Source organism: Pseudomonas sp. dw_612 (assembly GCF_018449725.1).
Lineage (GTDB): Bacteria > Pseudomonadota > Gammaproteobacteria > Pseudomonadales > Pseudomonadaceae > Aquipseudomonas.
Genome location: NZ_JAAVVC010000008.1, coordinates 73,392 through 97,478 on the forward strand (window position 1 = coordinate 73,392; position 24,087 = coordinate 97,478).

General features: G+C 57.4%; 25 protein-coding genes. 11 read left to right on the forward strand and 14 right to left on the reverse strand.

Annotated elements, in window-relative coordinates; all coding sequences use genetic code 11:
* Positions 1-67 precede the first annotated feature (67 nt).
* The 4 genes from HB680_RS14610 to HB680_RS14625 form a co-directional block, all read right to left on the reverse strand.
* Positions 68-949, reverse strand: a complete 882-nt coding sequence (locus tag HB680_RS14610) for an ABC transporter permease subunit (protein ID WP_213939332.1) — start codon at positions 947-949, stop codon at positions 68-70.
* A complete protein-coding gene (locus tag HB680_RS14615) occupies positions 946-1,860 on the reverse strand; it encodes an ABC transporter permease subunit (protein ID WP_213939333.1) in 915 nt (304 codons plus the stop codon). Before HB680_RS14615 ends, HB680_RS14610 begins: the two co-directional genes overlap by 4 nt.
* Complete coding sequence (potA, locus tag HB680_RS14620; RefSeq protein WP_123409722.1) at positions 1,857-2,999, reverse strand: polyamine ABC transporter ATP-binding protein; 1,143 nt, start codon at positions 2,997-2,999, stop codon at positions 1,857-1,859. The genes HB680_RS14615 and potA overlap by 4 nt, the downstream gene beginning before the upstream one ends.
* 361 nt (positions 3,000-3,360) lie before the next feature.
* A complete protein-coding gene (locus tag HB680_RS14625) occupies positions 3,361-4,122 on the reverse strand; it encodes a gamma-glutamyl-gamma-aminobutyrate hydrolase family protein (RefSeq protein ID WP_213939334.1) in 762 nt (253 codons plus the stop codon).
* A 280-nt stretch (positions 4,123-4,402) separates the two neighbouring features.
* Between HB680_RS14625 and HB680_RS14630 the strand changes: the two genes are divergently transcribed.
* The 6 genes from HB680_RS14630 (at position 4,403) to HB680_RS14655 (ending at position 11,109) form a co-directional block, all read left to right on the forward strand.
* Positions 4,403-5,779, forward strand: a complete 1,377-nt coding sequence (locus tag HB680_RS14630; RefSeq protein WP_123409720.1) for a glutamine synthetase family protein — start codon at positions 4,403-4,405, stop codon at positions 5,777-5,779.
* A 297-nt stretch (positions 5,780-6,076) separates the two neighbouring features.
* Positions 6,077-7,567: an aldehyde dehydrogenase gene (locus HB680_RS14635; protein ID WP_213939335.1), complete on the forward strand. Its 1,491-nt coding sequence runs from the start codon at positions 6,077-6,079 to the stop codon at positions 7,565-7,567.
* Between the two features lie 50 nt (positions 7,568-7,617).
* Positions 7,618-8,904 (forward strand): FAD-binding oxidoreductase, encoded by a 1,287-nt coding sequence (locus HB680_RS14640; protein WP_213939336.1) that lies wholly within the window; start codon positions 7,618-7,620, stop codon positions 8,902-8,904.
* Positions 8,905-9,331: 427 nt separating this feature from the next.
* Positions 9,332-9,880: a cupin domain-containing protein gene (locus HB680_RS14645; RefSeq protein WP_028623608.1), complete on the forward strand. Its 549-nt coding sequence runs from the start codon at positions 9,332-9,334 to the stop codon at positions 9,878-9,880.
* 318 nt (positions 9,881-10,198) lie between these two features.
* A complete protein-coding gene (locus tag HB680_RS14650; RefSeq protein ID WP_213939337.1) occupies positions 10,199-10,630 on the forward strand; it encodes a hypothetical protein in 432 nt (143 codons plus the stop codon).
* Positions 10,631-10,683: 53 nt separating this feature from the next.
* Positions 10,684-11,109, forward strand: coding sequence for a hypothetical protein (locus HB680_RS14655; protein ID WP_213939338.1), 426 nt, complete (start codon positions 10,684-10,686; stop codon positions 11,107-11,109).
* 57 nt (positions 11,110-11,166) lie between these two features.
* Here HB680_RS14655 and HB680_RS14660 read toward each other — a convergent pair whose 3' ends face one another.
* Positions 11,167-11,856, reverse strand: a complete 690-nt coding sequence (locus HB680_RS14660) for a DUF4225 domain-containing protein (RefSeq protein WP_213939339.1) — start codon at positions 11,854-11,856, stop codon at positions 11,167-11,169.
* Positions 11,849-12,349, reverse strand: a complete 501-nt coding sequence (locus HB680_RS14665) for an Hcp family type VI secretion system effector (protein WP_213939340.1) — start codon at positions 12,347-12,349, stop codon at positions 11,849-11,851. Before HB680_RS14665 ends, HB680_RS14660 begins: the two co-directional genes overlap by 8 nt.
* A 258-nt stretch (positions 12,350-12,607) precedes the next feature.
* On the opposite strand from HB680_RS14665, the gene HB680_RS14670 reads away from it, so the two are divergent.
* The gene (locus tag HB680_RS14670; RefSeq protein WP_213939341.1) at positions 12,608-12,853 is read left to right on the forward strand and encodes a hypothetical protein; all 246 of its coding nucleotides are present in this window, start codon (positions 12,608-12,610) and stop codon (positions 12,851-12,853) included.
* A 62-nt stretch (positions 12,854-12,915) separates the two neighbouring features.
* Here the strand turns inward: HB680_RS14670 and HB680_RS14675 are convergent, their stop codons facing one another.
* The 4 genes from HB680_RS14675 to HB680_RS14690 all read right to left on the reverse strand — a co-directional run bounded on the left by HB680_RS14675 (position 12,916) and on the right by HB680_RS14690 (position 15,817).
* On the reverse strand, positions 12,916-13,209 hold the full coding sequence (locus HB680_RS14675) for a fructose-bisphosphate aldolase (RefSeq protein ID WP_213939342.1): 294 nt from the start codon (positions 13,207-13,209) through the stop codon (positions 12,916-12,918).
* Positions 13,210-13,776: 567 nt separating this feature from the next.
* On the reverse strand, positions 13,777-13,977 hold the full coding sequence (locus tag HB680_RS14680) for a PLD nuclease N-terminal domain-containing protein (protein ID WP_163914171.1): 201 nt from the start codon (positions 13,975-13,977) through the stop codon (positions 13,777-13,779).
* A 101-nt stretch (positions 13,978-14,078) separates the two neighbouring features.
* On the reverse strand, positions 14,079-14,948 hold the full coding sequence (locus HB680_RS14685; protein ID WP_213939343.1) for an alpha/beta hydrolase: 870 nt from the start codon (positions 14,946-14,948) through the stop codon (positions 14,079-14,081).
* A gap of 239 nt (positions 14,949-15,187) precedes the next feature.
* Entirely contained in the window at positions 15,188-15,817 is a 630-nt protein-coding gene (locus HB680_RS14690; protein WP_213939344.1) for an ABATE domain-containing protein, read from the reverse strand.
* A 163-nt stretch (positions 15,818-15,980) separates the two neighbouring features.
* On the opposite strand from HB680_RS14690, the gene HB680_RS14695 reads away from it, so the two are divergent.
* Both HB680_RS14695 and HB680_RS14700 read left to right on the forward strand, forming a co-directional pair.
* A complete protein-coding gene (locus HB680_RS14695; protein WP_213939345.1) occupies positions 15,981-16,949 on the forward strand; it encodes a zinc-binding alcohol dehydrogenase family protein in 969 nt (322 codons plus the stop codon).
* A gap of 14 nt (positions 16,950-16,963) precedes the next feature.
* A complete protein-coding gene (locus HB680_RS14700; protein WP_213939346.1) occupies positions 16,964-17,734 on the forward strand; it encodes an SDR family oxidoreductase in 771 nt (256 codons plus the stop codon).
* 128 nt (positions 17,735-17,862) lie between these two features.
* Here HB680_RS14700 and HB680_RS14705 read toward each other — a convergent pair whose 3' ends face one another.
* The 3 genes from HB680_RS14705 to HB680_RS14715 all read right to left on the reverse strand — a co-directional run bounded on the left by HB680_RS14705 (position 17,863) and on the right by HB680_RS14715 (position 21,371).
* Complete coding sequence (locus HB680_RS14705; protein WP_213939347.1) at positions 17,863-19,557, reverse strand: amidase; 1,695 nt, start codon at positions 19,555-19,557, stop codon at positions 17,863-17,865.
* A gap of 103 nt (positions 19,558-19,660) precedes the next feature.
* Positions 19,661-20,155, reverse strand: a complete 495-nt coding sequence (locus HB680_RS14710) for a PaaI family thioesterase (protein WP_213939348.1) — start codon at positions 20,153-20,155, stop codon at positions 19,661-19,663.
* Between the two features lie 64 nt (positions 20,156-20,219).
* Complete coding sequence (locus tag HB680_RS14715) at positions 20,220-21,371, reverse strand: GGDEF domain-containing protein (RefSeq protein ID WP_213939349.1); 1,152 nt, start codon at positions 21,369-21,371, stop codon at positions 20,220-20,222.
* A gap of 185 nt (positions 21,372-21,556) precedes the next feature.
* Here HB680_RS14715 and HB680_RS14720 point away from each other — a divergent pair, with 185 nt between their 5' ends.
* Both HB680_RS14720 and HB680_RS14725 read left to right on the forward strand, forming a co-directional pair.
* A complete protein-coding gene (locus HB680_RS14720) occupies positions 21,557-21,907 on the forward strand; it encodes a hypothetical protein (protein ID WP_256735540.1) in 351 nt (116 codons plus the stop codon).
* A 77-nt stretch (positions 21,908-21,984) separates the two neighbouring features.
* Complete coding sequence (locus HB680_RS14725; RefSeq protein WP_213939350.1) at positions 21,985-22,419, forward strand: GNAT family N-acetyltransferase; 435 nt, start codon at positions 21,985-21,987, stop codon at positions 22,417-22,419.
* A gap of 17 nt (positions 22,420-22,436) precedes the next feature.
* Here HB680_RS14725 and HB680_RS14730 read toward each other — a convergent pair whose 3' ends face one another.
* Positions 22,437-23,909, reverse strand: a complete 1,473-nt coding sequence (locus tag HB680_RS14730; RefSeq protein ID WP_213939351.1) for an FRG domain-containing protein — start codon at positions 23,907-23,909, stop codon at positions 22,437-22,439.
* Positions 23,910-24,087 lie beyond the last annotated feature (178 nt).

Here is a 24,087-nt window from a genome sequence, read left to right on the forward strand (position 1 = left end):
TTCACGACTGCTGCGCAGCCGAACGCAGGCTTCGCCAGCTGCTACAACGTGTGCGTGTTGCAGGCCATTAGGCCGTCGCTTCGGCCCGTTGATTTTGTGGCTGCCACGACTCGCTGGCGGTCTGGTCCATCGCTTCCTGGATCGCGCGTTTACGGTTGGCTTCGGCGCGGCGGCTGAAGTACCAGACCATGAAGGTCACGATCGACACCGCGAGCAGAATCAGACTGGCCACGGCGTTGATCTCAGGCTTCACACCCAGACGCACCGCCGAGAACACTTCCATCGGCAACGTGGTCGAACCCGGCCCGGAGACGAAACTCGCCAGTACCAAATCATCCAGCGACAAGGCAAACGACATCATCCCGCCCGCCGCCAACGATGGCGCGATCATCGGAATGGTGATCAGGAAAAACACCTTCAACGGCCGCGCACCCAGGTCCATGGCCGCCTCTTCAATCGACAGGTCCAGCTCACGCAACCGCGCCGACACCACCACCGCCACATACGCCGCACAGAATGTGGTGTGAGCGATCCAGATCGTCACCAGACCACGTTCCTGCGGCCAGCCAATCAACTGCGCCATCGCCACGAACAACAACAGCAACGACAGACCGGTGATCACTTCCGGCATCACCAACGGCGCCGTCACCAAGCCACCGAACAACGTGCGACCCTTGAAGCGTGTCACGCGAGTCAGCACGAACGCCGCCAAGGTTCCCAACGCCACGGCCGCAATCGCGGTGTAGCAAGCGATCTCCAGCGAGCGTACCACCGAGCCCATCAATTGCGTGTTGTCGAGCAAACCGGCGTACCACTTCACCGACCAGCCGCCCCACACCGTCACCAGTTTCGAGGCGTTGAACGAGTAGATCACCAGGATCAGCATCGGCAGGTAGATAAACGACAGGCCGAAAATCAGCATGAACTTTGAAAATCCGAAGCGTTTCATCCCCGTGCCTCCATCTCTTTGGCCTGGCTGCGGTTGAACAGCAGAATCGGCACAATCAGGATCAACAGCATCACCACTGCCAGGGCAGACGCCACCGGCCAGTCGCGGTTATTGAAGAACTCTTGCCACAGCACACGGCCGATCATCAGCGTCTCCGGGCCGCCCAACAGTTCCGGAATCACGAACTCACCGACCACCGGAATAAACACCAGCATGCACCCGGCGATGATGCCGTTCTTGGCCAGCGGCACGGTGATTTTCCAGAAGTTGTTGAAGTTGCTCGAACCCAGGTCCGACGCCGCTTCCAACAGGCTCTCATCGTGCTTGACCAGGTTGGCGTACAGCGGCAACACCATGAACGGCAAATACGCATACACCACGCCGATATAGACGGCGGTGTTGGTGTTGAGGATCTCGATCGGCGCCGAGGTGATCCCGGTCCACATCAAAAATGCGTTGAGCAAACCGTTGTTGCTGAGGATGCCCATCCACGCATACACGCGGATCAGGATCGCGGTCCAGGTCGGCATCATGATCAACAGCATCAGGACGTTTTGCGTTTCTTTCTTGGCCTTGGTAATCGCGTAGGCCATCGGGAAACCGATCACCAGGCACATCAGCGTACTGAGCAACGCCACTTTCAGCGAACCGAGGTAGGCCGAGATGTACAACTCGTCCTGAGTCAGCAGCGAGTAGTTGCCGAGGTTCAGCAACAACTGGAATTTCTGCTCGGCGAAGGTGTAGATCTCCGAGTACGGCGGAATCGCCAGCGCGGCCTCCGAGAAGCTGATCTTCATCACCAAAAAGAACGGCAGCATGAAGAACAGGAACAGCCAGATGAACGGAATGCCGATCACCAGTTTGCGCCCGCTGGGGACCAGTCTCAGGAATTGCTGATTGAAGGTTTTCATGAGCGCAGTACCACGCCGCTGTCGTCTTCCCACCACACGTAGACCTGATCGTCCCAGGTCGGACGTGCGCCCCGGCGTTCGGCGTTGGCCATGAACGATTGCACGACTTTACCGCCCGGCAATTCGACGTAGAACACCGAGTGACCGCCGAGGTAGGCGATGTCATGCACCTTGCCTTGGGACCAGTTGTAGCGCTGCTCTGGCTTGAGCGTGCTGACCAGCATTTTTTCCGGGCGGATGGCGTAGGTGATCGACTTGTCCTGCACCGAAGTGCTGACGCCGTGACCGACGTAAATCTTCTGCTCCAGGTCCGGGCTGTGGATGATCGCGTGACCTTCCAGGTCCTCGACCACGGTGCCGTCGAAGGCGTTCACGTTACCGATGAATTCGCAGACCATGCGGCTGACCGGCGCTTCGTAAATGTCCACCGGGCTGCCGATCTGGGCGATCCAGCCGAGGTGCATGATCGCGATGCGTTCGGCCATGGTCATGGCTTCTTCCTGGTCGTGGGTCACCATCACGCAGGTCACGCCGACCCGCTCGATGATCTGCACCAGTTCCAGTTGCATCTGCGAACGCAGTTTTTTATCCAGCGCGCCCATGGGTTCGTCGAGTAACAACAGCTTCGGACGCTTGGCCAGGGAGCGGGCGAGGGCGACGCGCTGACGTTGGCCGCCGGACAACTGATGGGGTTTGCGTTTGGCGTATTGGGTCATGTGCACCAGACGCAGCATCTCTTCCACACGGGCGTCGATTTCGCTGGCGGACAAGCGATCCTGCTTGAGGCCGAAGGCAATGTTCTGCGCCACCGTCATGTGCGGGAACAGCGCGTAGGACTGGAACATCATGTTGATCGGCCGCTCGTAGGGCGGCATGTCGGTGATGTCGACACCGTCGAGCAAGATGCGCCCTTCGGTCGGGCGCTCGAAGCCGGCGAGCATGCGCAGCAGGGTCGATTTGCCCGAGCCGGAACCACCGAGCAGGGCGAAGATTTCGCCTTGATGGATCTCCAGGGACACATCGTCCACGGCGGTGGTTTCGTCGAACTTCTTGGTGACCCGGTCGATTTTCACCAAGACCTTTTTCGGTGCCTGGTGACCTTCAAGAGCCTTCCTGTAAGTGCTGGAGGCATTTGCCATGTGAAACTCCCAACAGGTTTCAGTCGTCGGGCCAACGCGGCCTGACTTAATAGTTGATTGCAAGCCTGAGCCGGGTGATGCCATTCAATCCAAACGCGGTCCCTGTAGGAGCTGCCGAAGGCTGCGATCTTTTGACTTTGATTTTTAAGATCAAAAGATCGCAGCCTTCGGCAGCTCCTACAGGATGTTGCGCATGACTTGCTGGCCCATACCGCTCGGGCTTATTCGGCGCCGCCGTCCTGGCTGCCTGGTGGTGCTTGTTGTTGTCTTGTTTCGTTTTTTACGCGTGAAGAGGCAGCGCGCGTCGGCGCAGCCGCCCGTTCACGAGGGCAGTTAAAGGGTTGGATGAGGGGTTAAGTCGTCAGCGTTTTTTACGTAGCGCCGCCCGTTGCCGGCACGCATCGCCAAACGCCTGGAAAACACTTAAATACTGAGGATTCGAAAGCACCTGCCATTCCGGATGCCACTGCACACCGACCGCAAACGTCGGGCTGTGGTCCACCGAAATCGCCTCGATCAAACCATCCGGCGCCACCGCTTCGCAGCGCAGCCCTGGCGCCAGTCGATCAATGCCCTGACTGTGAATCGAATTGACCCTGAACTCGGCCGGCAACCCCAGTGCTTCGAGCACACCGCCAGGCTGCACAGTCACCGCGTGAGCCGGCGCGTATTGCACCGCCAACTCTGGACTGTCCGCTTCACGGTGATCGAGCATGCCGGGCAGTTCATGCACCTTCTGATGCAGGCTGCCACCGAACGCCACGTTCATTTCCTGAAAGCCACGGCAGATCCCCAGCACCGGCACGCCGGCGGCAATCGCTGCACGCAATAAAGGAAGGGTTGTGGCATCCCGCGCCGGATCGTGATCCGTGCCGGGGGCGCTGGCGGGGCCTTGATAGTGGAAGGGTTCCACATTCGAGGGCGAGCCGGTGAGCAACAGACCGTCGAGCTGCGCGAGCAGGTCCTCGATTTCAGTCAATTCGCCCAGGGAAGGAATAACGACGGGCAACCCCAGAGCCGCGACGCTGACAGCACGCAAGTACTTGTCGCCGCTGACGTGGTAGGGGTGCAGGCCAATCTGTTTGACGCACGCTGTAACGCCGATCAATGGCTTGAATGCCATTTTTATCACCTCGAAGTTTCACACTTGAACGAGCTTTTCCGGAGCTTAGCCTTGTTGATTTTAATTAACAACTCTCATGTAAAAAATTCTAAACGCCGGTCGTCCGATGCTGAGGGTTTACACGGCTTCGGCGTCTTATCTGGCACTCTCGTCCCCATAAAAGGCCCGAAAATAAAGGTTGAAAGGCCAAGTGTTCGCTATTGACTTCACTTTGTCTTTCGGATTGACTGGGCTCGCAACACCGTAGTGAACATAATAATTAACAGCTAATAGGTGCATCATGTCGGTCCCTCTGCGTACCGTTCAACTCAACGAAGCAAACGCATTCCTTAAGAAATATCCTGAGGTTTTGTACGTCGACCTTCTGATTGCGGATATGAACGGTGTGGTGCGCGGCAAGCGCATCGAACGCACCAGTCTTCATAAGGTTTACGAAAAAGGCATCAACCTCCCGGCGTCACTCTTTGCTCTGGACATCAACGGTTCTACGGTGGAAAGCACCGGCCTGGGTCTGGACATCGGCGACTCGGATCGAATCTGCTACCCCATCCCTGACACCCTGAGCATTGAGCCGTGGCAGAAGCGCCCAACCGCGCAATTGCTGATGACCATGCACGAACTCGAAGGTCAGCCGTTCTTCGCCGACCCGCGTGAAGTGCTGGCGAATGTGGTGCGCAAGTTCGACGACATGGGCCTGACCATCTGCGCAGCGTTTGAACTGGAGTTCTACCTGATCGACCAGGACAACGTGAACGGTCGGCCGCAGTCGCCGCGTTCGCCGGTCTCGGGCAAGCGTCCGGTGTCGACTCAGGTGTACCTGATTGACGACCTCGACGAATACGTCGATTGCCTGCAAGACATCCTCGAAGGCGCGAAAGAGCAGGGCATTCCTGCGGACGCCATCGTCAAGGAAAGCGCCCCGGCGCAGTTCGAAGTCAACCTGCATCACGTCAACGACCCGATCAAGGCCTGCGACTACGCGGTGTTGCTCAAGCGTCTGGTGAAGAACATCGCCTACGACCACGAGATGGACACCACGTTTATGGCCAAGCCGTATCCGGGCCAGGCGGGCAATGGTTTGCACGTGCACATTTCGATTCTCGACAAAGAAGGCAACAACATCTTTGCCAGCGAGGATCCCGAGCAGAACGCCGCGCTGCGACACGCGATCGGCGGTGTGCTCGAGACCCTGCCGGCGCAAATGGCTTTCCTGTGCCCGAACGTCAACTCGTATCGCCGCTTCGGCGCACAGTTCTATGTGCCGAACTCACCGAGCTGGGGCATCGACAACCGTACCGTAGCGGTACGCGTGCCGACCGGTTCGGCGGACTCGGTGCGCATCGAACACCGCGTGGCCGGCGCCGACGCCAACCCGTACCTGCTGATGGCCTCGGTTCTGGCCGGTATTCACCACGGCTTGACCAACAAAATCGAACCGGGTCCACCGGTGGAAGGCAACAGCTACGAGCAGAACGAACAAAGCCTGCCGAACAACCTGCGCGACGCATTGCGCGAGCTGGACGACAGCGAAGTTATGGCCAAATACATCGACCCGCTCTACATCGACGTGTTCGTGGCGTGCAAGGAAAGCGAGTTGGCCGAGTTCGAAAACTCCATCTCGGACCTTGAGTACAACTGGTATTTGCACACCGTTTAACGGCTAGCGAATCACCCTGTAGGAGCTGCCGAAGGCTGCGATCTTTTGATTTTGCTTTTCAAGATCAAGATCAAAAGATCGCAGCCTTCGGTAGCTCCTACGGTGGATTTGTGTCGTTCACAAAAGCTGTGAACAACACCGATCCAATGTGGGAGCGGGCTTGCTCGCGAAGAGGGCGGCACATTCAACATCGATGTCGCCTGACACACCGCCTTCGCGAGCAAGCCCGCTCCCACAGGGGATCGCATTGCAAGTTTTAACTGACGATCACTTATTCCTCTGCGTCGAGTCACAACAATGACAAACACTCGCAGCGACTGGGAACAACGCTTCCAGTCCTTATCCATCGAAGGCCGGGCCTTTATCGACGGTCAATACCGCGCAGCAATTAGCGGCGATACCTTCGAATGCATCAGCCCGGTCGACGGCCGTTTCCTGGCCAACGTTGCCAGCACCGACGAAGCCGATGCCAACGCGGCCGTCGCCGTCGCCCGCCAGACCTTCGAGTCCGGCATCTGGGCCAAGCAAGCCCCGGCCGAGCGCAAACGCATCCTGATTCGTTTCGCCGATCTGATCCTGGCGCACCAGGAAGAACTGGCCCTGCTCGAAACCCTCGACATGGGCAAACCGATCAGTGACTCGATGAGCATCGACATTCCAGCGACCGCCAACGCGATCCGTTGGAGCGCCGAAGCCATCGACAAGATCTACGACGAAGTCGCCGCCACGCCCCACGATCAACTCGGCCTCATCACCCGCGAACCGACGGGCGTGGTCGCCGCCATCGTGCCGTGGAATTTCCCGCTGATCATGGCCAGCTGGAAGTTCGCCCCGGCCCTCGCAGCGGGCAACTCGTTCATCCTCAAGCCTTCGGAAAAGTCGCCCCTCACCGCGATCCGCATCGCCCAATTGGCGCTGGACGCCGGCATCCCGAAAGGCGTGTTCAACGTCCTGCCGGGCTACGGTCACACCGTCGGCAAGGCGTTGGCGTTGCACATGGACGTCGACGTGCTGGCCTTCACCGGCTCGACCGCGATTGCCAAGCAACTGCTGATTTACGCCGGGCAAAGCAACATGAAACGCGTCTGGCTCGAAGCAGGGGGGAAGAGTCCAAACGTGGTGTTCGCCGACGCGCCGGATTTGCGCGCGGCAGCACAAGCAGCGGCGGGAGCGATTGCCTTCAACCAGGGCGAAGTCTGCACCGCCGGTTCGCGGTTGCTGGTGGAACGCTCGATTCGCGAGCAGTTCATTCCGCTGCTGGTGGAAGCGCTGCAAGCCTGGAAACCGGGGCACGCCCTCGATCCGGACACCACCGTCGGCGCGGTCGTCGATCAGCGTCAATTGGACAACGTGTTGCGCTATATCCAGGTCGGCAAAGACCAGGGCGCGCAACTGATCGCGGGCGGCAGCCGCACCCTCGAAAGCACCGGTGGCCTCTACGTCGAACCGGCGATTTTCGACGGCGTGACCAACGCCATGACCATCGCCCGGGAAGAGATTTTCGGTCCGGTGCTGTCGCTGATCACCTTCGACACCGAGGAAGAAGCGCTGGCCATCGCCAACGACAGCATCTTCGGCCTGGCGGCGGGCGTGTGGACCAGCAACCTGAGCAAGGCCCACACCTTCGCCCGCGGCTTGCGCGCCGGCAGCGTCTGGGTCAACCAATACGACGGCGGCGACATGACCGCGCCGTTCGGCGGGTTCAAGCAGTCGGGTAACGGTCGGGACAAATCGCTGCATGCGTTCGACAAATACACCGAACTCAAAGCGACCTGGATCAAGCTCTAACACCTTTACAGCGGCGGTCGCAGGCGAGCCTGCGGCCATCGGAGAAACGTATGAAACCAACAACACATGTCAACAGCTACTACGCCGCCACCCGCAACTTCACCGGCGAATTCCCGGTGCTTGAAGAGCTGGTGGAATGCGACGTCTGCGTGATCGGCGCCGGCTACACCGGTTTGTCCTCGGCGCTGTTCCTTGCCGAGGCGGGCTACAGCGTGACCGTGCTCGAAGCCGCCAAAGTCGGCTTCGGCGCGAGCGGTCGCAACGGCGGCCAACTGGTCAACTCCTACAGCCGCGACGTCGATGTCATCGAAGAACGCTACGGCGACAAAACCGCCGAAATCCTTGGCAGCATGATCTTCGAAGGCGCCGACATCATCCGTCAGCGCATCCAGCACTACGACATCCAGTGCGACTACAAGCCCGGCGGCATCTTCGCCGCGCTGAACAAAAAGCAACTCAAGGGCCTGGCCGAGCAGAAAAGCAGCTGGGAACGCTACGGCAACAAAAACCTGAAAATGCTCGACGCCGCCGACATCAAACGCGAAGTCGGCAGCGACAACTACGTCGGCGGCCTGCTCGACATGCAGGGCGGCCACATTCATCCGCTGAACCTGGCCCTCGGCGAAGCCTCGGCCATCATCGGCTTGGGCGGCAAAATCTACGAACAATCGGCGGCGGTGGAAATCACCTACGGCGAACCGATCACCGTGCGCACCGCCAAAGGCGTGGTCCGCGCCAAATACCTGCTGATCGCCGGCAACGCTTACCTGCCACAAGGCCTCGACAACCGCGTGACCAGCAAAAGCATGCCCTGCGGCTCGCAAATCGCCGTCACCGAACCGTTGTCCGAGCAAGTTGCGCGCAGCCTGATCAAAAACAACTACTGCGTCGAAGACTGCAACTACCTGCTCGACTACTACCGCCTCACCGCCGACAATCGCCTGCTGTACGGCGGTGGCGTGGTCTACGGCGCCCGCGAACCGGACGACATCGAGCAACTGATCAAACCGAAAATCCTCAAGACCTTCCCGCAACTGAAGGACGTCAAAATCGACTACCGCTGGACCGGCAACTTCCTGCTGACCATGTCGCGCATGCCGCAATTCGGCCGCATCGAGAAAAACGCCTACTACATGCAAGGCTACAGCGGCCACGGCGTCACCTGCTCACACCTGGCCGGCAAACTCATCAGCGAAATGATCCGCGGCGACGCCGAACGCTTCGACGCCTTCGCCTCCTTGCCACACATGCCCATGCTCGGCGGCCGCACCTTCCAGGCCCCACTCACCGCCATGGGCGCCGCGTACTACGCGCTGCGCGATCGGTTCGGCATCTAACAGCCAACCCGCAATCCCTTGTGGAAGACAATCCCTGTGGGAGCGGGCTTGCTCGCGAAAGCGGCGCATCAGTCACCAAAGATATGGCTGACCCACCGCCTTCGCGAGCAAGCCCGCTCCCACAGGATTTTTATGCCATACGCAAAATTGCGCCTGGCCGCGATCAAAACTGTAGGAGCAAAGCTTGCTCGCGAAGAGGCCAGACCAGTCACCATCACCCCCAACTGAACCCCCTCAATCCCAAGCAAACCCACCCCCACCAGCCTTTTTACCCCACCACCCATCGAACCTGCTGAGCAACACCAACAAACGTGATTTAATACCCGCCTTTCACTTTTCCGGGACAGGGAAGCGGTGTTCCTCGCGGCCAAAAGTCGCCCGCCATCCACCCCCATAACCCCTTAAGTAGTTCACACATAAGGCTGTCATGGACACGGGCTCACGACTCAAATTAGTACGCGAAAGCTACAAACTGTCCCAGCGCGAGCTGGCCCGCCGTAGCGGCGTCACCAATGCCACCATCTCCCTGATCGAACAAAATCGCGTCAGCCCCTCCGTCAGCTCCCTCAAAAAACTGCTCGAAGGCATACCGATGTCTTTGGCGGACTTCTTTACCTTCGACCAGCCACCGCGTGAGCATCAATACGTGTTTCGGGCGAATGAACAGCCGGATCTCGGCCGTCATGGCCTGCGATTGCTGCTGATTGGCGCGTCCGTGCCGAGTCGGCAGATGCGGTTGTTGCGCGAGCAGTACGCGCCTGGGGCCAGCTCTGGCGAGGAACCCATTGTTCACTCCGAAGGCGAGGAGTGCGGGCTGGTGACTCGGGGGACAGTTGAGCTCACCGTTGATGGGCAGATTAGTGTGCTGAATGCGGGGGATGGGTATTACTTTCCGACGACACTGCCGCATCGGTTTCGGAATATTGGGCAGGATGAGGCGGAGATTATCAGTGCCAACACGCCGGCTAACTTCTGATAAAAATTTGATTTTTTGTGATTGATAGAAATCCGATACCTGTGAGGGTGTCGGATTTTTTTTATTGGTGATGTATAAAATACTCGTTCTGAGAAAGCTTATTGGATGGAGTTTTAGGAAAGATCTGTAAGGCAAAGTAAGTTGATCGGTAAGAATTTTCTGAAAGCTGCTGGGGAGGGTGGTTTGTCAGATTTACTGGCGCTGATGTGTGGTTATCATTGCTTGGGGGAACATGCAATTTTGTATGTTCTTTCGTGCCTAGTCGAAATGATTTTGTAACGGGTAAAAATTATTTGTTAGCTGTAAGGGATTGACTTTGTGAACTGGAAAAATGTTAGGTACCGTTTATGGATATGTCCACTAATTTTTGCCTCGGCAATTTTTTATTCTATTGTAGTCCTTGCTGGAGTGAAGCAGATAATTCAGCTGGACGATGAGTATAGATGGCCTATCCAGATTGTTACGTTTGTAGCTATTAGTTTCTACGGGTTGTGGTTTGATGCCCCTAGGATTAGAGATGTCTGGAATGGCGAGGTGATGGACGAAAAATATACTAGCTTGCGCGGTTCTTGGGCCGGTATTGTCATTGGTGCCACAACCGGGACCATAATATTTATGTCTCAAGTGGAAGCGATTGAGATTTTAAATCAGGTCCAGCACTGGCAAGTGGCAGTGATTGTATTTATTGTTTTTATGCTAATAATGGTTTGTTTTATTTTCTGTCCTAGATGGGCGCGTCGAAGGAGATAGTTTGTGCGAAGTGCGACGATAGATTAGTGTGATCTACTTGGCGGAGGTTGGTCTTGCGTATAAGAGTCATTAGCGCCGTCGTTATTTTATATCTGTTAATGGTAGCTGTTTCTGTGGTGTACACAGCGCTGTTTGTGTGGTTAATAAAAAAAATGATTATGCTGGATGGATGGGTTCTTAACTCAGTGGTAGGCATCATATTTGTTGCTCAGCTATTTATGAGTTTTCGTTATTCTGCACCGGGTCTTAAAGCTGAAGTCCTTGGAATTGAAGCTGGTCTTAAAAAGCAACCATTGGCTGCTATATATTATGAAATTATTACGGCAGCCATGCTAGCTACGTTTTTTATAATGATGTTTGTTAGGAGGTTTTTTTCATTGGTGGGTGTTCTTTCTTGGGTTATAACGGGTTTGGTGTTTTTGATCGTTTTCTTAGGTTTTTTTGTGCGGGTAAAAAAGCTGCGCTGCCGCTCAAGTTAGAAGTTTGGAAAGATTACTCTGAATGAAATGTGATTTGCGCGATAGTTTCATGCAAAACTATTGCTTCATGTCGATTTCATCAGCCGTGGATCTAATTGTTATAGCGTCCACCAGTGCTTCAAAGGCTAAAGCGAGGCGCCCCATCTGTTTGTAAGCCCGCTCATAGTTTAGAGGATCTCTCGTAAAAAGCTCTACCGATTCACGTTTGCGCACGGATCTCCACAGGCCAAAAGCGGATAGCCCTAAATCAACGGAGTAATAGGTAATATTGCCTGTGTGAATGTCCTCGGCAAGCCACTGATACCCTTGCCGAATTGGACCTACGGTGCTTGGAGATTTTGGGCCATTGTAGATATTTCCTACACCTTCATAAATGTTGTTTACACCGTGCGCAACATAAAGAACTCCAGTGGGGGCTCCAACGATTTTTGAGTTTCCAATCAGCGAAGACCCAGTTTGGACCTGCATTATTCCCGCTACGACCCCAACGCCATTTTGGGTGTAAAAAAGGGCCTTAGCTGATAGTTCAGCGTACTCATCCATTATTTCTTGTATACCTTGTCGTGCACTGATCAAGCCTTCATCGACGGCTTGAATTATTTCGTTTGCATAGGATGAAATAACCGAACTAAATTGAAGCTGTAGAAAGCTATCGAACAAATGTGTGGCACCAACGGTGCACCCAAGCGCAACCAAATCAGACGCAGCTTTAGTCACATCATGAATATCGCAGATCTCATCACTCATTTTCATTTCCCCAAAAGCTATAAGCGCTTGTGCCCGCTTGAACGTGCGTCCAACTTATATCTCGATAACGAATGGATACCATCTCCTGTGGTTGAGCATCATTCATATGGATGGCATGAGGCACTTGAAGATTCAAATGAGTAATCTTTGCGCCGGTTAATCGTATTGAATAATATTTATCCTGGCCGCCTGCTGGCGATGTTCGATAAAAATGTATCGTGCATTCGATTTCTTCACATTCGTGAAGTGCACTTGCCAGCAATGGAGATGATTTATCAATGTTCTTTGTAATCATAATAGGCAGGTGCTTGCCGCGACTGCTTGAAAGTCCGCCGTCGTTGCCTGTAATCATATTGTGCGAGTACGCCAGAACCATGATTTCATCTGTATGCCCGATCTGGCATTTGTTGCCGATGGAACTTTGGCTGGAACAACCTGCGGAGATCAAACCTTGTCGCTTGCCCGTAATGCTCATGTAACCGTGATTCGCCATGCGTGACATTCCCTCTTAGTTGATCGAGCTACTTACTTCAAGCCTAACAAGTGTTCTTTCAGGAGGGATCCGGCGTGGTTGAGCGCTTCAACAAGTTCAGAGGGATCTTACGTAGAGCGAAGAAAAATTCGATGGAAGAAACCTACGGCTCCGTTCGATAGTCGCCAACTTGGATCCATTTCGTGATGGAGAAGTACTTTTAGCTGGGCTGTGTTGGCGGTGAGGCGATGGCTGTAGGAATGCTGAATCTTGAGATCAGTGAAAATTCGTACAATCTTTGTGCTTTTCGATTTTATGCAGCAAGGCATTGGCTTGAAGAGGGTGAATCACTTGGAAGGTTTGTCGCGGGATCCGGGGCTGGAGGAGGCCAACCTGGATGCCGCGTTGAATGCGGCTGATTTTTATCGGTGCTGTGGTTTTGTGGGCGACGTGGCCGCTGTTAACCACTCATCTTCAGGGCTTCAGTTGGCTTGTGTGCCGATGGTGAAGAGCCTGTTACTTTGATTGAACTAAGCAGCAGGTGATGAAACCCGCAGTAATGCGGGTTTTTTACGACTTGAATTGGGTTACGGAGTCTTTGGTGTATCAAACCCACGCTGCTCAATCACCCGAAACACATCATGCACATCCCGGATCAGGATCCAGGCGATGTTGGTGACGGTGTTGATGTCGTTTTCGGCGTAGTCGGGGAGGGAGGTGCAGCCCATGAGGTTGAGGTATTTGAGGACGGCGTTGAGGCGTTCGCTGACGCAGTTGTGGAGTTCGCGAATGGGGGCGTCGTTGTCGATGAGGAGGACGGGGTAGTCGGTGGCGAATTGGGACATGGGGGTGAAGCGGCGCGGCGGATTGTTCGTAGTCATAAGGGTGAACTCTTCAAAGAATAATCATGAAGTGCCACCTTCTGCTGCGAAACAAATAGGTGGCAGCTATGTGCGGGTTCGCAGACCGGAGAAGAGTCGAAGCCGGCAGACCCGAAGGTCTCCCACACACAGCCGCCATAAAACGTAACGGTGGCGAATTTTGCCACAGTTGTCATTTGACGGTGCGTATCTACTTCTTCAGGGCTGCGAAACCCTATCGCCAATTGCTGTGGCGACGGGTCGAATATAGGTGTCGGCTTTGGGCCTCGCAACCGGGGTGTAGGACGCCTTTTAGGTCATCAAGGCGAAGGGGATTTGCTACGTTCAGCCACGAAACCCTTGCGGGCTGGGCGTTCGGAAATGTCTTAGGAAATAGGTGGCAGCAGATTAGGGGTGCTTCGCATCCCAGCGGGAGCAAGCTCCCTCGCCACAAAGGGTGTTTTCCTACGTGGTTTTCAGACGTGAAGATCAAAAGATCGCAGCCTTCGGCAGCTCCTACGTGGGTTGCGGGGATGTTCAGAAATTATGAAGCCCCGAATGTTCGGGGCTTTTTTTGGAGGGCTCGGGCTATTGCGCGCTATGGGTGCTGTGCTTCGGCCCGGCGAGTGCCCAGGCGATGAGGCCGATCAGCGGCACGAAGACGATGACGACGATCCACACGCCTTTGTTGTCGATCTTGCTGCCGCTCTTGATCACTTTGTTGATCGCCCACAATTCAATCACCACCAGTATTGCCGCGAGTGCGATCCAGACGTATTCGATTTGCATTAGCCACCTCCTGAAAGTCATTTCATTAGGCGGGCGGTGGTGGTGAGGGTTCATTTCTTTTTGTCAGGCGGATGCAGCCTTGCATCCGCCTGCTGTCGTCATTACACGGCGCTGCGGATCACTTCAACGATTCGCTGAGCGATGTATTCCACATGCGTTTCCATCGCGAAGTGCCCGGTATCCAACAATTCCACCACTGCATTCGGGTTGTCTCGCTTGAACGCTTCGGCGCCTGGCGGGATGAAGAATGGGTCGTGTTTGCCCCAGATCGCGAGGGTCGGGAGTTGGGTTTCGCGGAAGAAGCGTTGGAAGTCGGGGTAGCGTTTGAGGTTGTTGGCGTAGTCGAGGAACAGGTCGAGTTGGATGTCTTTGTTGCCGGGGCGTTCCAGGAGCAGGGCGTCGAGGGTGTAGGACTCGGGGGCGATGAGTTCGGGGTGGCTGACGCCGTGTTCGTACTGCCAACGGGTGCCTTCCAGGTGGAGGACGGCGTCGGCGATGGCTTGGCGGTGGGTGGCGTTCGGTTCGGCCCAGTAGGTTTTGATCGGGGCCCAGGCGTCGCCGAGGCCTTCGAGGTAGGCGTTGCCGTTTTGTGAGATGAGGGCGGTCATGCGTTCCGGGTGTTTGACCGCCAGGCGCAGGCCGGTGGGGGCGCCGTAGTCGAAGACGAACATGGCGTAGCGTTTGAGGTTCAGGGTGTCGACGAAGTGTTCGAGGGTTTGGGCGAGGGCGTCGAAGCTGTAGACGTATTCGCGCGCGGCGGGCACTTCGGTGAAGCCGAAGCCGGGCAGGTCGGGGGCGATGATGTGGAAGTGTTGCGAGAGCAGCGGGATGAGTTGGCGGAATTGGTGGGAGGAGCTGGGAAAGCCGTGGAGCAGGAGGAGGGTTGGCTGGGTGGGGTCGCCGGCTTCGCGGTAGAAGAGGTTGATGCCGTCGGTTTGGATGAATTTGTAGGTGATGGTTGGGGTGTTCATGGGGTGGACCTCGTAACCGGTTGAATGGGGTTTAAGCGGTTTCGAGATTACTGTTGCATGAGGGTTGTAACCTGTCAAAGTAATTTTTAGAGGTTAGTATTTTTTATGGCTGACACAAAATAATGTGGGAGCGGGCTTGCTCGCGAAGGCGATGTGTCAGGCAACATTTTTGTCGACTGGTGCACCGCATTCGCGAGCAAGCCCGCTCCCACAGGGGATCTTCAGTGGATTGTTAAGTTTTATACGCCCAGGTTTTTCTGGCGTTCGCGGTGGGCCGCAGCTTTGGCGCGGTTGCCGCATACGGCCATGCTGCACCAGCGGCGTTTTCGGCCTCGGGTGTGGTCGACGAACATCAGGGTGCAGGCCGGGCCTTCGCAGCATTTCACGTTGGAAAAATCTTCGGTGCTGACGAACTGTGCGAGCACTTCGCCCAAGGGTAGCAGCAGGGAATCCGGGCTGCGCCAGCGGCGTTGCGTTTGGGCGGCGAGGGCCGGTGTATCGCCAGTTTGCAGGGTGATTTGCGTGTATTTCTCGTCGCGTTCGAGCAGGCGATTCAGGGCTTCGAGCTCGGTCAGTACCGAGGCGTCCAGTGGTTTGCCTTTGTATTTCAGGACGAAGCCGCGAAACCATTCCCGCAACGAGCGTGCCTGGGCCGCGACGTTTTCCAGCTCGCCGGGCATGGCCTGGGTTTGGAGGCGTTGCAGCACGGCGTCTTCGACCCAGCCTGATTGTTTCAGCCAGGCCAGCCATCCCGCGCCGTCTTCGATCCAGTCCACGGGTTGATCGACGGGTGTCGCGATCGAGTTCAGAAAATCCAGGGCGGGGGCGTCGGCGACGAATATGGCCGGGCCACGAGGTGTGTTGCTCATGAGGGTGTCCACCAAAGCCTTGATTGATGTGGGTCAGCGTAACCACTCAAAATGCGTTTGACAAGTTACTGATGGATACATAACCTCTAAATCGCATTCAGTGCGGTTACGTAGTCGTACCGCCGAAGCGACCCCAAAAACAATCAACCCTGGGATAGACGTCATGAAAGCGATCGTTCTTGAGAAATTCGGCGGCCTCGACAGCCTGGTCTACAAAGACATCCCTGAGCCCGAGGCTTTGCCGGGACATGTGGTGATCGAAATCAAGGCCTTCGGTATCAACCACGCGGAGATGCACATGCGGCGCGGCGAGTGGGCCGAGGCGGCGCCGGTGTCGGGCATTGAGTGCGTAGGGCTGGTGAAGTCGTGCCCCGGTGGCGAGTTTGCGGTGGGGGCGAAGGTCGCCGCGCTGATGGGCGGCTTGGGAAGGACGATCAACGGCAGTTACGCGCAGTTCACCCGGGCGCCGGTGTCGAACGTGGCATTGATCGAGGCGGATTTGCCTTGGGCGGAACTGGCGGCGATTCCAGAAACCTATGCCACGGCGTGGACCTGTCTGTTTCGCAATCTGGAACTTGTCGAAGGACAGCGGTTGCTGATTCGCGGCGCTACTTCGTCGTTCGGTCAGGCTGCGGTGAAACTGGCGGTGAATGCCGGTGCGCAAGTTGTCGCGACATCCAGAAGCACCGAGCGCTTCGCCATGCTTGAGGCGCTGGGAGTTGCCGGTGTTGAGCAGGAAGGGCCGGGGCTGTCCACGCGAATCACCGGGCAATTCGACGCCGTGCTCGATCTGGTCGGCAACAGCACAATTCTGGATTCGCTATCGATGGTGCGCCGTGGCGGCAAAGTCTGCCTGGCCGGTTGGTTGGGCGGGCTGGCGCCCATCGCCGAGTTCAATCCCTTGTTGCAAATGGCCAGCGGCGTCTACCTCACTTTCTTCGGCAGTTTTGTGTTCGGCACTCCTGGTTTCCCGCTGTCGGACGTGCCGTTGCAAGCCATCGCCGAAGACGTGGCGGCAGGGCGCTTGGATGTCACGCCGTCGCGGGTCTTCAAGTTCGAGGAAATCCATGAGGCCCATCGCGTGATGGAAGCGAACGAGGCCGGTGGAAAAATGGTCGTGGTGCACGCATGAATCAGGAGAACAGCATGGTCAACTCAGTAGCGATTGTGACCGGTGCCAGTCAGGGTATCGGTCAGTCGACGGCGATTCGCCTGGCGCGGGATTTTGATGCGCTGGTGTTGGTCGCCCGGAATCGGCCGAACCTGGAAGCCACGGCGCAAGCGGTGCGTGAAGCCGGGGCGCAATGCCTGATCGTTGAAGGCGATGTGGCCGACCCCGAGATCCCCGCGCAAGTGGTGCAAAAAACGTTGGCAGCCTTTGGCCGTATCGATGCCTTGCTCAACATTGCCGGGGCCGTGCCGCAAATCGATTTGTTCGACATGACCGACGCGCAATGGCATGACGGCACCGAGCTGAAGTTGCACGGCGCGCGGCGGATGACCCTGGCGGCGTGGCCGGCGTTGAAAGCCACAAAAGGCGCGGTGGTGTTGATGTCCGGTAATTCGGCGGTCACGCCCAAGTCGCCCTACGCGGCGGTGGCCACGATCAACGCGGCGATTGTCGCGTTGGCCAAGGCGTTTGCTGATCGCGGCATTCAGGATGAGGTGCAGGTGAACAGCGTGTTGCCGGGGCCGGTAATGACCGGGCGGCGGCGTTCGTTTCTGGAGAAATGGGCGCCGGCCCACGGGGTGTCGGTGGAGGAGGCCATGCTGAAGTTTCCGCAGGAGGCGGGGATTGGCCGGTTTGGCGAACCGGAGGAAATTGCCGAACTGATGGCGTTTCTGGTGTCGCCGGGGGCGCGCTGGATGACGGGTTCGGCGTTGCGGATGGATGGTGGGGAGGTGAAAGCGGTTTAAGCAAAACTCCCAAATACCGAGAAACCTGTGGGAGCGGGCTTGCTCGCGAAGGCGGAGTGTCAGTCGACATTAATGTTGCCTGACACGGCGCCTTCGCGAGCAAGCCCGCTCCCACATTGGATTTGTGTTTACCTAGCTGAGAGCGCCGGCGTACGCGGCGGAATAAGACGCTTGCTCCCGGTAGCCTCAAACGCCGAAGCCAACCGCAGCAACGTCGAATCGTCATACGCCCGACCGGCAAACGTCAGCCCCACCGGCATGCCGATATCCGCCATCACGCCCATCGGCACGGTCACGGTCGGCACGCCCAAATGTCGGATGGCGAGGTTGCCGTTAGCGACCCAAATCCCATTGCTCCACGCGATGTCTGCCGACGCAGGATTCACATCCGCATCCGCCGGCCCCACATCGGCAACGGTCGGGAACAGCACGGCGTCCAGCCCAAGGCGATCCATCCAGTCTTCCAGGTCCAATTTACGCGTCTGTTCCAACCCACGCAGGCCATCGGGCACGGTACTGATCTGATCCCACGGCGTGATCCCGCGCTCGGCCATTCGCACATATTCATCCATGCCCGCCGCCAGGTCACCCTCACGATTCGGCAGCGTGCCCGGGTCATGCGGGAAGATCAGCGGGCCATCGACATCGACCAGGCGATTCAATTTCGGATCGCCGTTCGCCCGCAGGAAATCATCAAACGCCCATGCCGTCAGGTCCCACAACTCATGGTGCAGGAACTCCTTGGACACGATGCCGCGATTGAACACCGTCGGCGCGCCGGGGCGATCGCCTTCACAATTGGACACCAGTGGAAAATCGACTTCGATCACTTCAGCCCCAGCCGCTTCAAGTGCCTGGCGCGCCTGTTTCCAAAGCTCGATCACCGAGTCGCGGGTGTTGATCCGCTGGCCGGTCGGGCCGCCGATACCCGGCGCTTCGGATGTGCCGGCTTCGGGATCAGCGTTGATGTACATCTTGGGGATGCCGAAGCGTTTGCCAGCGAGTGCATCGGGCTTCGCAGCCAGTTCGGCATAGGACGCAGGACGCACCGAAGCCACACTCGGAATCGGCACCCACGGTTGCAGGCGCCACAGATCGCCGCGCGTGTCGGTGTCTTCCGCGACCACCACGTCGAGCACTTCCAGCAAGTCCGCCATGGTCCGCGCAAACGGCACGACCACGTCCATGGTCGGCGTCAACGGCCAGTTGCCGCGCACCGAAATCACCCCGCGTGATGGCGTGTAGGCGCACAAACCATTGTTCGACGCCGGGCCGCGTCCGCTGGACCAGGTTTCTTCCGCCAGACCGAACGCGGCGAAACTGGCAGCCGTCGCCGTACCGGCGCCATTCGACGAACCGGACGCAAACGGCGCGGTGAGGTAATCGGCGTTGTACGGACTCTCGGCCCGGCCATAGACCCCACGCTGCATCCCGCCATTGGCCATCGGCGGCATGTTGGTCTTGCCCAGGCAAATCGCCCCGGCGCCGCGCAGCCGTTCAATGGTGAAGGCGTCGCGATAGGCGATCAGGTTGGCAAACGCGGGGCTGCCGGACGCGGCGGTCAGGCCCTTCACCAAGTAACTGTCCTTGGCGGTGTAGGGGATGCCATCGAGCGGGCCCAGGGTTTGGCCTTTGGCTCGGCGGGCGTCGGAGGCCTGGGCCTCGTTCAACGCCTCGGGGTTGCGCACCACCACGGCGTTGAGGTCGCCGTCATAGGCGTCGATGCGGGCAAGATACGCCTGGACCAGCTCAACCGCCGTGGTCTGGCCCGATTCGAGCGCAGCACGCAGCTCGGCAATGGAAACCTCGGTGACCTCGATCATGCTGTTCTCTCAAAATGGCTGTTCATAAGTGTTCTCGTCGTACGGTGTTGCGAACTGGCGCTATTTAACACCAAGCGGCGCGTCGAGGCATAAGCGAAATGGCTTATCGACCGTGCGCCACGTCCGCCAATTGCCCGGTGTCCACCCGCACGAAAATCGAGTCGCCAATCGCGGTGAGCACTTCGCCCGCGTAGACCTCGCAGACCACCCGGGTTTTGCGTCCGACCTCACCCTCGACTTTCGCCCGCAGGGTCAGCGGCACGCCCATGGGCGTCGGTTTGATGAACTTGATCCCGAGGTTGCCGGTGACGCAATCGATGCGCGGCAGGCTGCCCGGTTCACGCTGTTCCGCGCGGTAGTGATAGGCCATGGCCGTCCAGTTGGAGTGGCAATCGACCAGCATCGCGATCAGGCCGCCGTAGACCAGATCGGGCCAGCCGCAATATTGGGCATCGGGGATGTGCTCGGCGATTACGTGCACGCCGTCCTCATCCCAGACACTCTTGATGTGCAGCCCGTGGGGATTGCGGCCGCCGCAGCCAAAACACACACCTTCGGGGGCGGCGAGGTCTTGCAGGGAGGTTTCGATAGGGGGCATGACGGTCATCCTGAACAATGTGAGCCAGACGTTGGCGGATTTTAACGCTGAACCGGGTCGGGAATTAAAGCGTCCGATCAACCAGCCGAATGCTGTTGCGTCCGCCGCGCTTGGAGGCGTAGAGCGCAGCGTCGCCTTGCTCGATCAGTGCCGTCAGGTTAGGGGGCGGCTGGTCGAACAGGTCGGCACCGATGCTCAGCGTCACCGGTTCCGGCGTGGGGAAGGTTTGTGAGGCAGTTTGCTGAAATTGCTCGCGTAGCGCGTTGCCGAGCAGGATCACCCGTTCGTGCGAGGCGTTGTTCAGCAGGATCACGAATTCGTCACCGCCCAGTCGGGCCGCCAGCGCATCGTCGGGCAACAGCGAACGAATCATCTCGCTCAGCGCAACGAGCAGTCGGTCGCCAGCCGTATGGCCGTACAGGTCGTTGACCAGTTTGAAGTTGTCGATATCGATCAGCAGCAAGGCGCCGGGGCGAGTCGACGAGACGTCCTCCAGCAGGCGCGGCGCGCGCACTTCAAGGGCTCGGCGGTTGTACAGGGCGGTCAACGGATCGCGTGCGGCGAGGTGGGCAATCTGTTTCTCCCGTCGATAGCGCTCGGTGCCGGTCATCGACAACGCAATCAGCATGATCGCCATCACGCCTTCGACCAGGGAAATCTGAATGATCGCGCCGCGCAGCGCCGCCAGATCGATCAGCGTGCCCGGAATCACCGCCGTGAGTGCCTTGGCCACATAGAACATCCCGTGGGCCAGCAACACATAACGCAGCTGCACCGCGCCGACGCTCAACGACTTGCCATGGGGCCGCAGGAGGAAACTGGCCCGAAGCGTCGACAGCGCGACCAACAGCGAATTGACCAGCAGCATGACTTTCGACCAGGTCGGCCCATCCGGCAATAACAGCATGGCCAGCCACGCGACAAAAATCAGCGCCCAGCCTGGGGACAAGCGCGTTTGCGTGAAACGCGCGACACCGAGCAAAAACAGGAAATGGGCGATCACCAGCAGGCCGTTGGCGAACCAGATACCGATGAACAGAAAGCCGCTGCTGCGCAGCAAGGCGAGCGTGGAGCCCACGGTGATCGTGGCAAACCCCGCGCTCCAGAACAGCAGCGAAGGCTCGCGAATGCTGCGCCATTCGATCGCCAGGTACAGTGCAGCGGCCGCGGCAAGGGCGACCGAGAGTGTCAACATCGTGGACGGGTCGAGCGGCATGTCCTGGCGGGCCTGTCTGTTTTGCGGTGAGGGACTGCGATTGTAAGCGTTTGGGGTTGGTTTTCGCAGAGGTTAGCCTGTCAGTACCGAATAGTTTTCTTTTGTGCCTTCGCGGCCCTGCGAGCGGTCTCAACGTGATTCGACAAGGTCTGTCGACTGTCACTGTCTGACCATTGGATTTACGGATGAAACCAACGATGCTCCTCCCGTTTCACACCAGGAAAATCACCGCCATAACCGCCATGTTCCTGTTTCTCACTGGCTGTGTCGGGATTGAAGTTTCAACGTTCGGTCGGGAAACACAACGCGCTTCCTTGATCGACCCACCATCAGATAGCGACCAGACCACGCGGGTGTGGTGCGGTGTAACGCTGTGGGCGGTGGTTGTGCCGATTCCGTTGAAATTACCCGTCTGCAAGCTGCAAAAGGGGCAGTCCCTGACATCGCCCATGTACGCCTGCGGTCCGCTGATGGTCCTCGGACCGATTGTTCATGGGTACGAGGGCAATGCGCTGTGTGGCGTATTTCCTGATTGATCTCGTCACCAGCGCTACTTTCAAGTGGCTTCTGCTAGTCTGCCGGACCCGACAGTTACCAAAGCAAGGCTCACTCAATGTTCACCCTCCGTGTCATGACCCTGGACGATTACGACGCCGTGATCGATCTCATGAAGCGTACGCCAGGCGTCTCCCTGCGTGATGCCGACTCTCGCGAATCGACCTCAAAGTATCTGGAGCGCAATCCGGGGATGAGCTTCGTGGCGGAGGTGGGTGGCGTTATCGGCGGTTGCGTGATGTGTGGACACGACGGCCGCCGAGGCTATTTGCAGCATTTGGTGGTCCTGCCGCAGCATCGGCGGCAAGGCATCGCCAATGCGTTGGTCGGGCGCTGTCTAGCGAGTCTCGAGGCGCTCGGAATACTTAAATGTCATCTCGATGTGTTCAAGACCAACGAAGCAGCCGCCGAGTATTGGCATAGCCAAGGCTGGCGGCTCAGGACCGATATTGATCGGTATTCGTTTACCCGGTCGGGCAATGAGAACGCATGACCGAGAGGGGTGTTGGTTTATGCAAGGCCAAAACTGTCCATTTCGGTGGGGTTGAAGAGTACAACGGGACGTTTCATGGCCAGTTGTGACGGGATCACTTCTCGAGCAAAGATCCAGGACAACCGTTTAAAGTCGAACATGAGGCGCGGGTCGTGCATGTAACACAGTGCTGTGACGATGGAAACGAGCTCCGGGTTCTGCAGGTTAGCTCTCCAGCCAGCGTCCAGGGCGTCAAGCAAGTGGGTGTCGGAACAGTAGGCTTGAGAGTACACGCTGCCCGGATTACCCAATTCCACCCGCACCGCATCAGGAATCCAGCTGGCAAATGCCTCGTCTGCGTTTCCACCATCGTTCCCGTAACAGTCCGAGAGGCTGCAAAGGGTCACCAGGGCAGACATCGCAGCGGCAATATCCTCGTTCGTGTAAGGAAGGTTGCGCATGCCGTTCCACGCAGCGCGTATCGACGCTTCAAAGTGTTGTTTATCCACATTGTCGGGTAAGCCCGTGAAGTGCCACTCGACGGCCTCGGCCCTCAGTGCGGGTTGCCAATCAAGCGCATTCTTTATCGATTGTTGAACCTGATAAGCAGGGGTGGGCGCAGCGTCTCCACTGCGCAGAGATACTGGCATTCGTCGGCCGACGGTGGAATCGAAGTGCTCAATGGGTGCATTGGACCAAGCCTGCAGTTGGTCGCTGCTCCACTGCTCAATAGGCTTGGGAGGCGCGATGAAGTAATCCTGGGTGTCCGTTGTGAACTCGTCTAAATCAATATGTGTGACGTTAGCCATCGTGCGTAGGAACGCCTGGTTTTCAAGTCTTCTCTCATTGAAGAAGTACTGGTCCAGCAGATGCTCCAGAGAACTCTTGTCAACGGGATAGATCCGTTCGCGAGAAGGAAATGCGGGAATACCAGTCCAGGGGAAAATGATGCGGTCCATGTCGAAGTGGTGATACCACGCGTGGTTCGTGTACAGGAAACAGCCACGTTGTGACTGCAAGCGCCACAGATTGGGTACGTCCACCACAACGGGCTCGACGAGCAAATGTTCAAGGCCGCTGACCTGGTTCAAGTCGCCATAGAGGTCGACAAGCTCCGTTGTATTCAGGCAGTAGATGACGCAGTTACCAGGGGGCTCAGGCGGTTGCGCAGTATCGGATGCAAAGAATCCTGCAACGGCGGGCTCGGTGCTGAAGTCGATATAAGACGTCGGAAAACCGTAATGCTGGAGCACCGCAAAAAGCGCATTTATTTGCTCGGGATCTGCCAGATAAGCCAACTGGGGTTGATCTTTGACCCAAGCGAAAAACCGGTTCAGTTTTGCATCAAGCTGGGGTTTTTCGTTCGGGTTTTTATCCAGCCATCGCTCAAGAGATGACTGCGGTGTCCACTCGCGCAATTGGCCTCGGAACCAATTGTATTCACCTTCCTGTTTGAGTTGATTGGCAAGCGCCACGGCCTCTTCAACGTTGGCAACTCTCATAGTCTTCATGCATTTTTCCCTTAATACCTAAAGCCTGAGCTCAGACTGGATGGAGTGTATGACTACAGGTTCTCTACTTATGAATGGCGCATCATAGCGGGTCGAATGGGAACAGGCCTCGTCGAGCAAGGTGTTAACTATCGCCGCTGGAGAAATTACGAAGGTTGCAACTGGCTATCCGAAACTT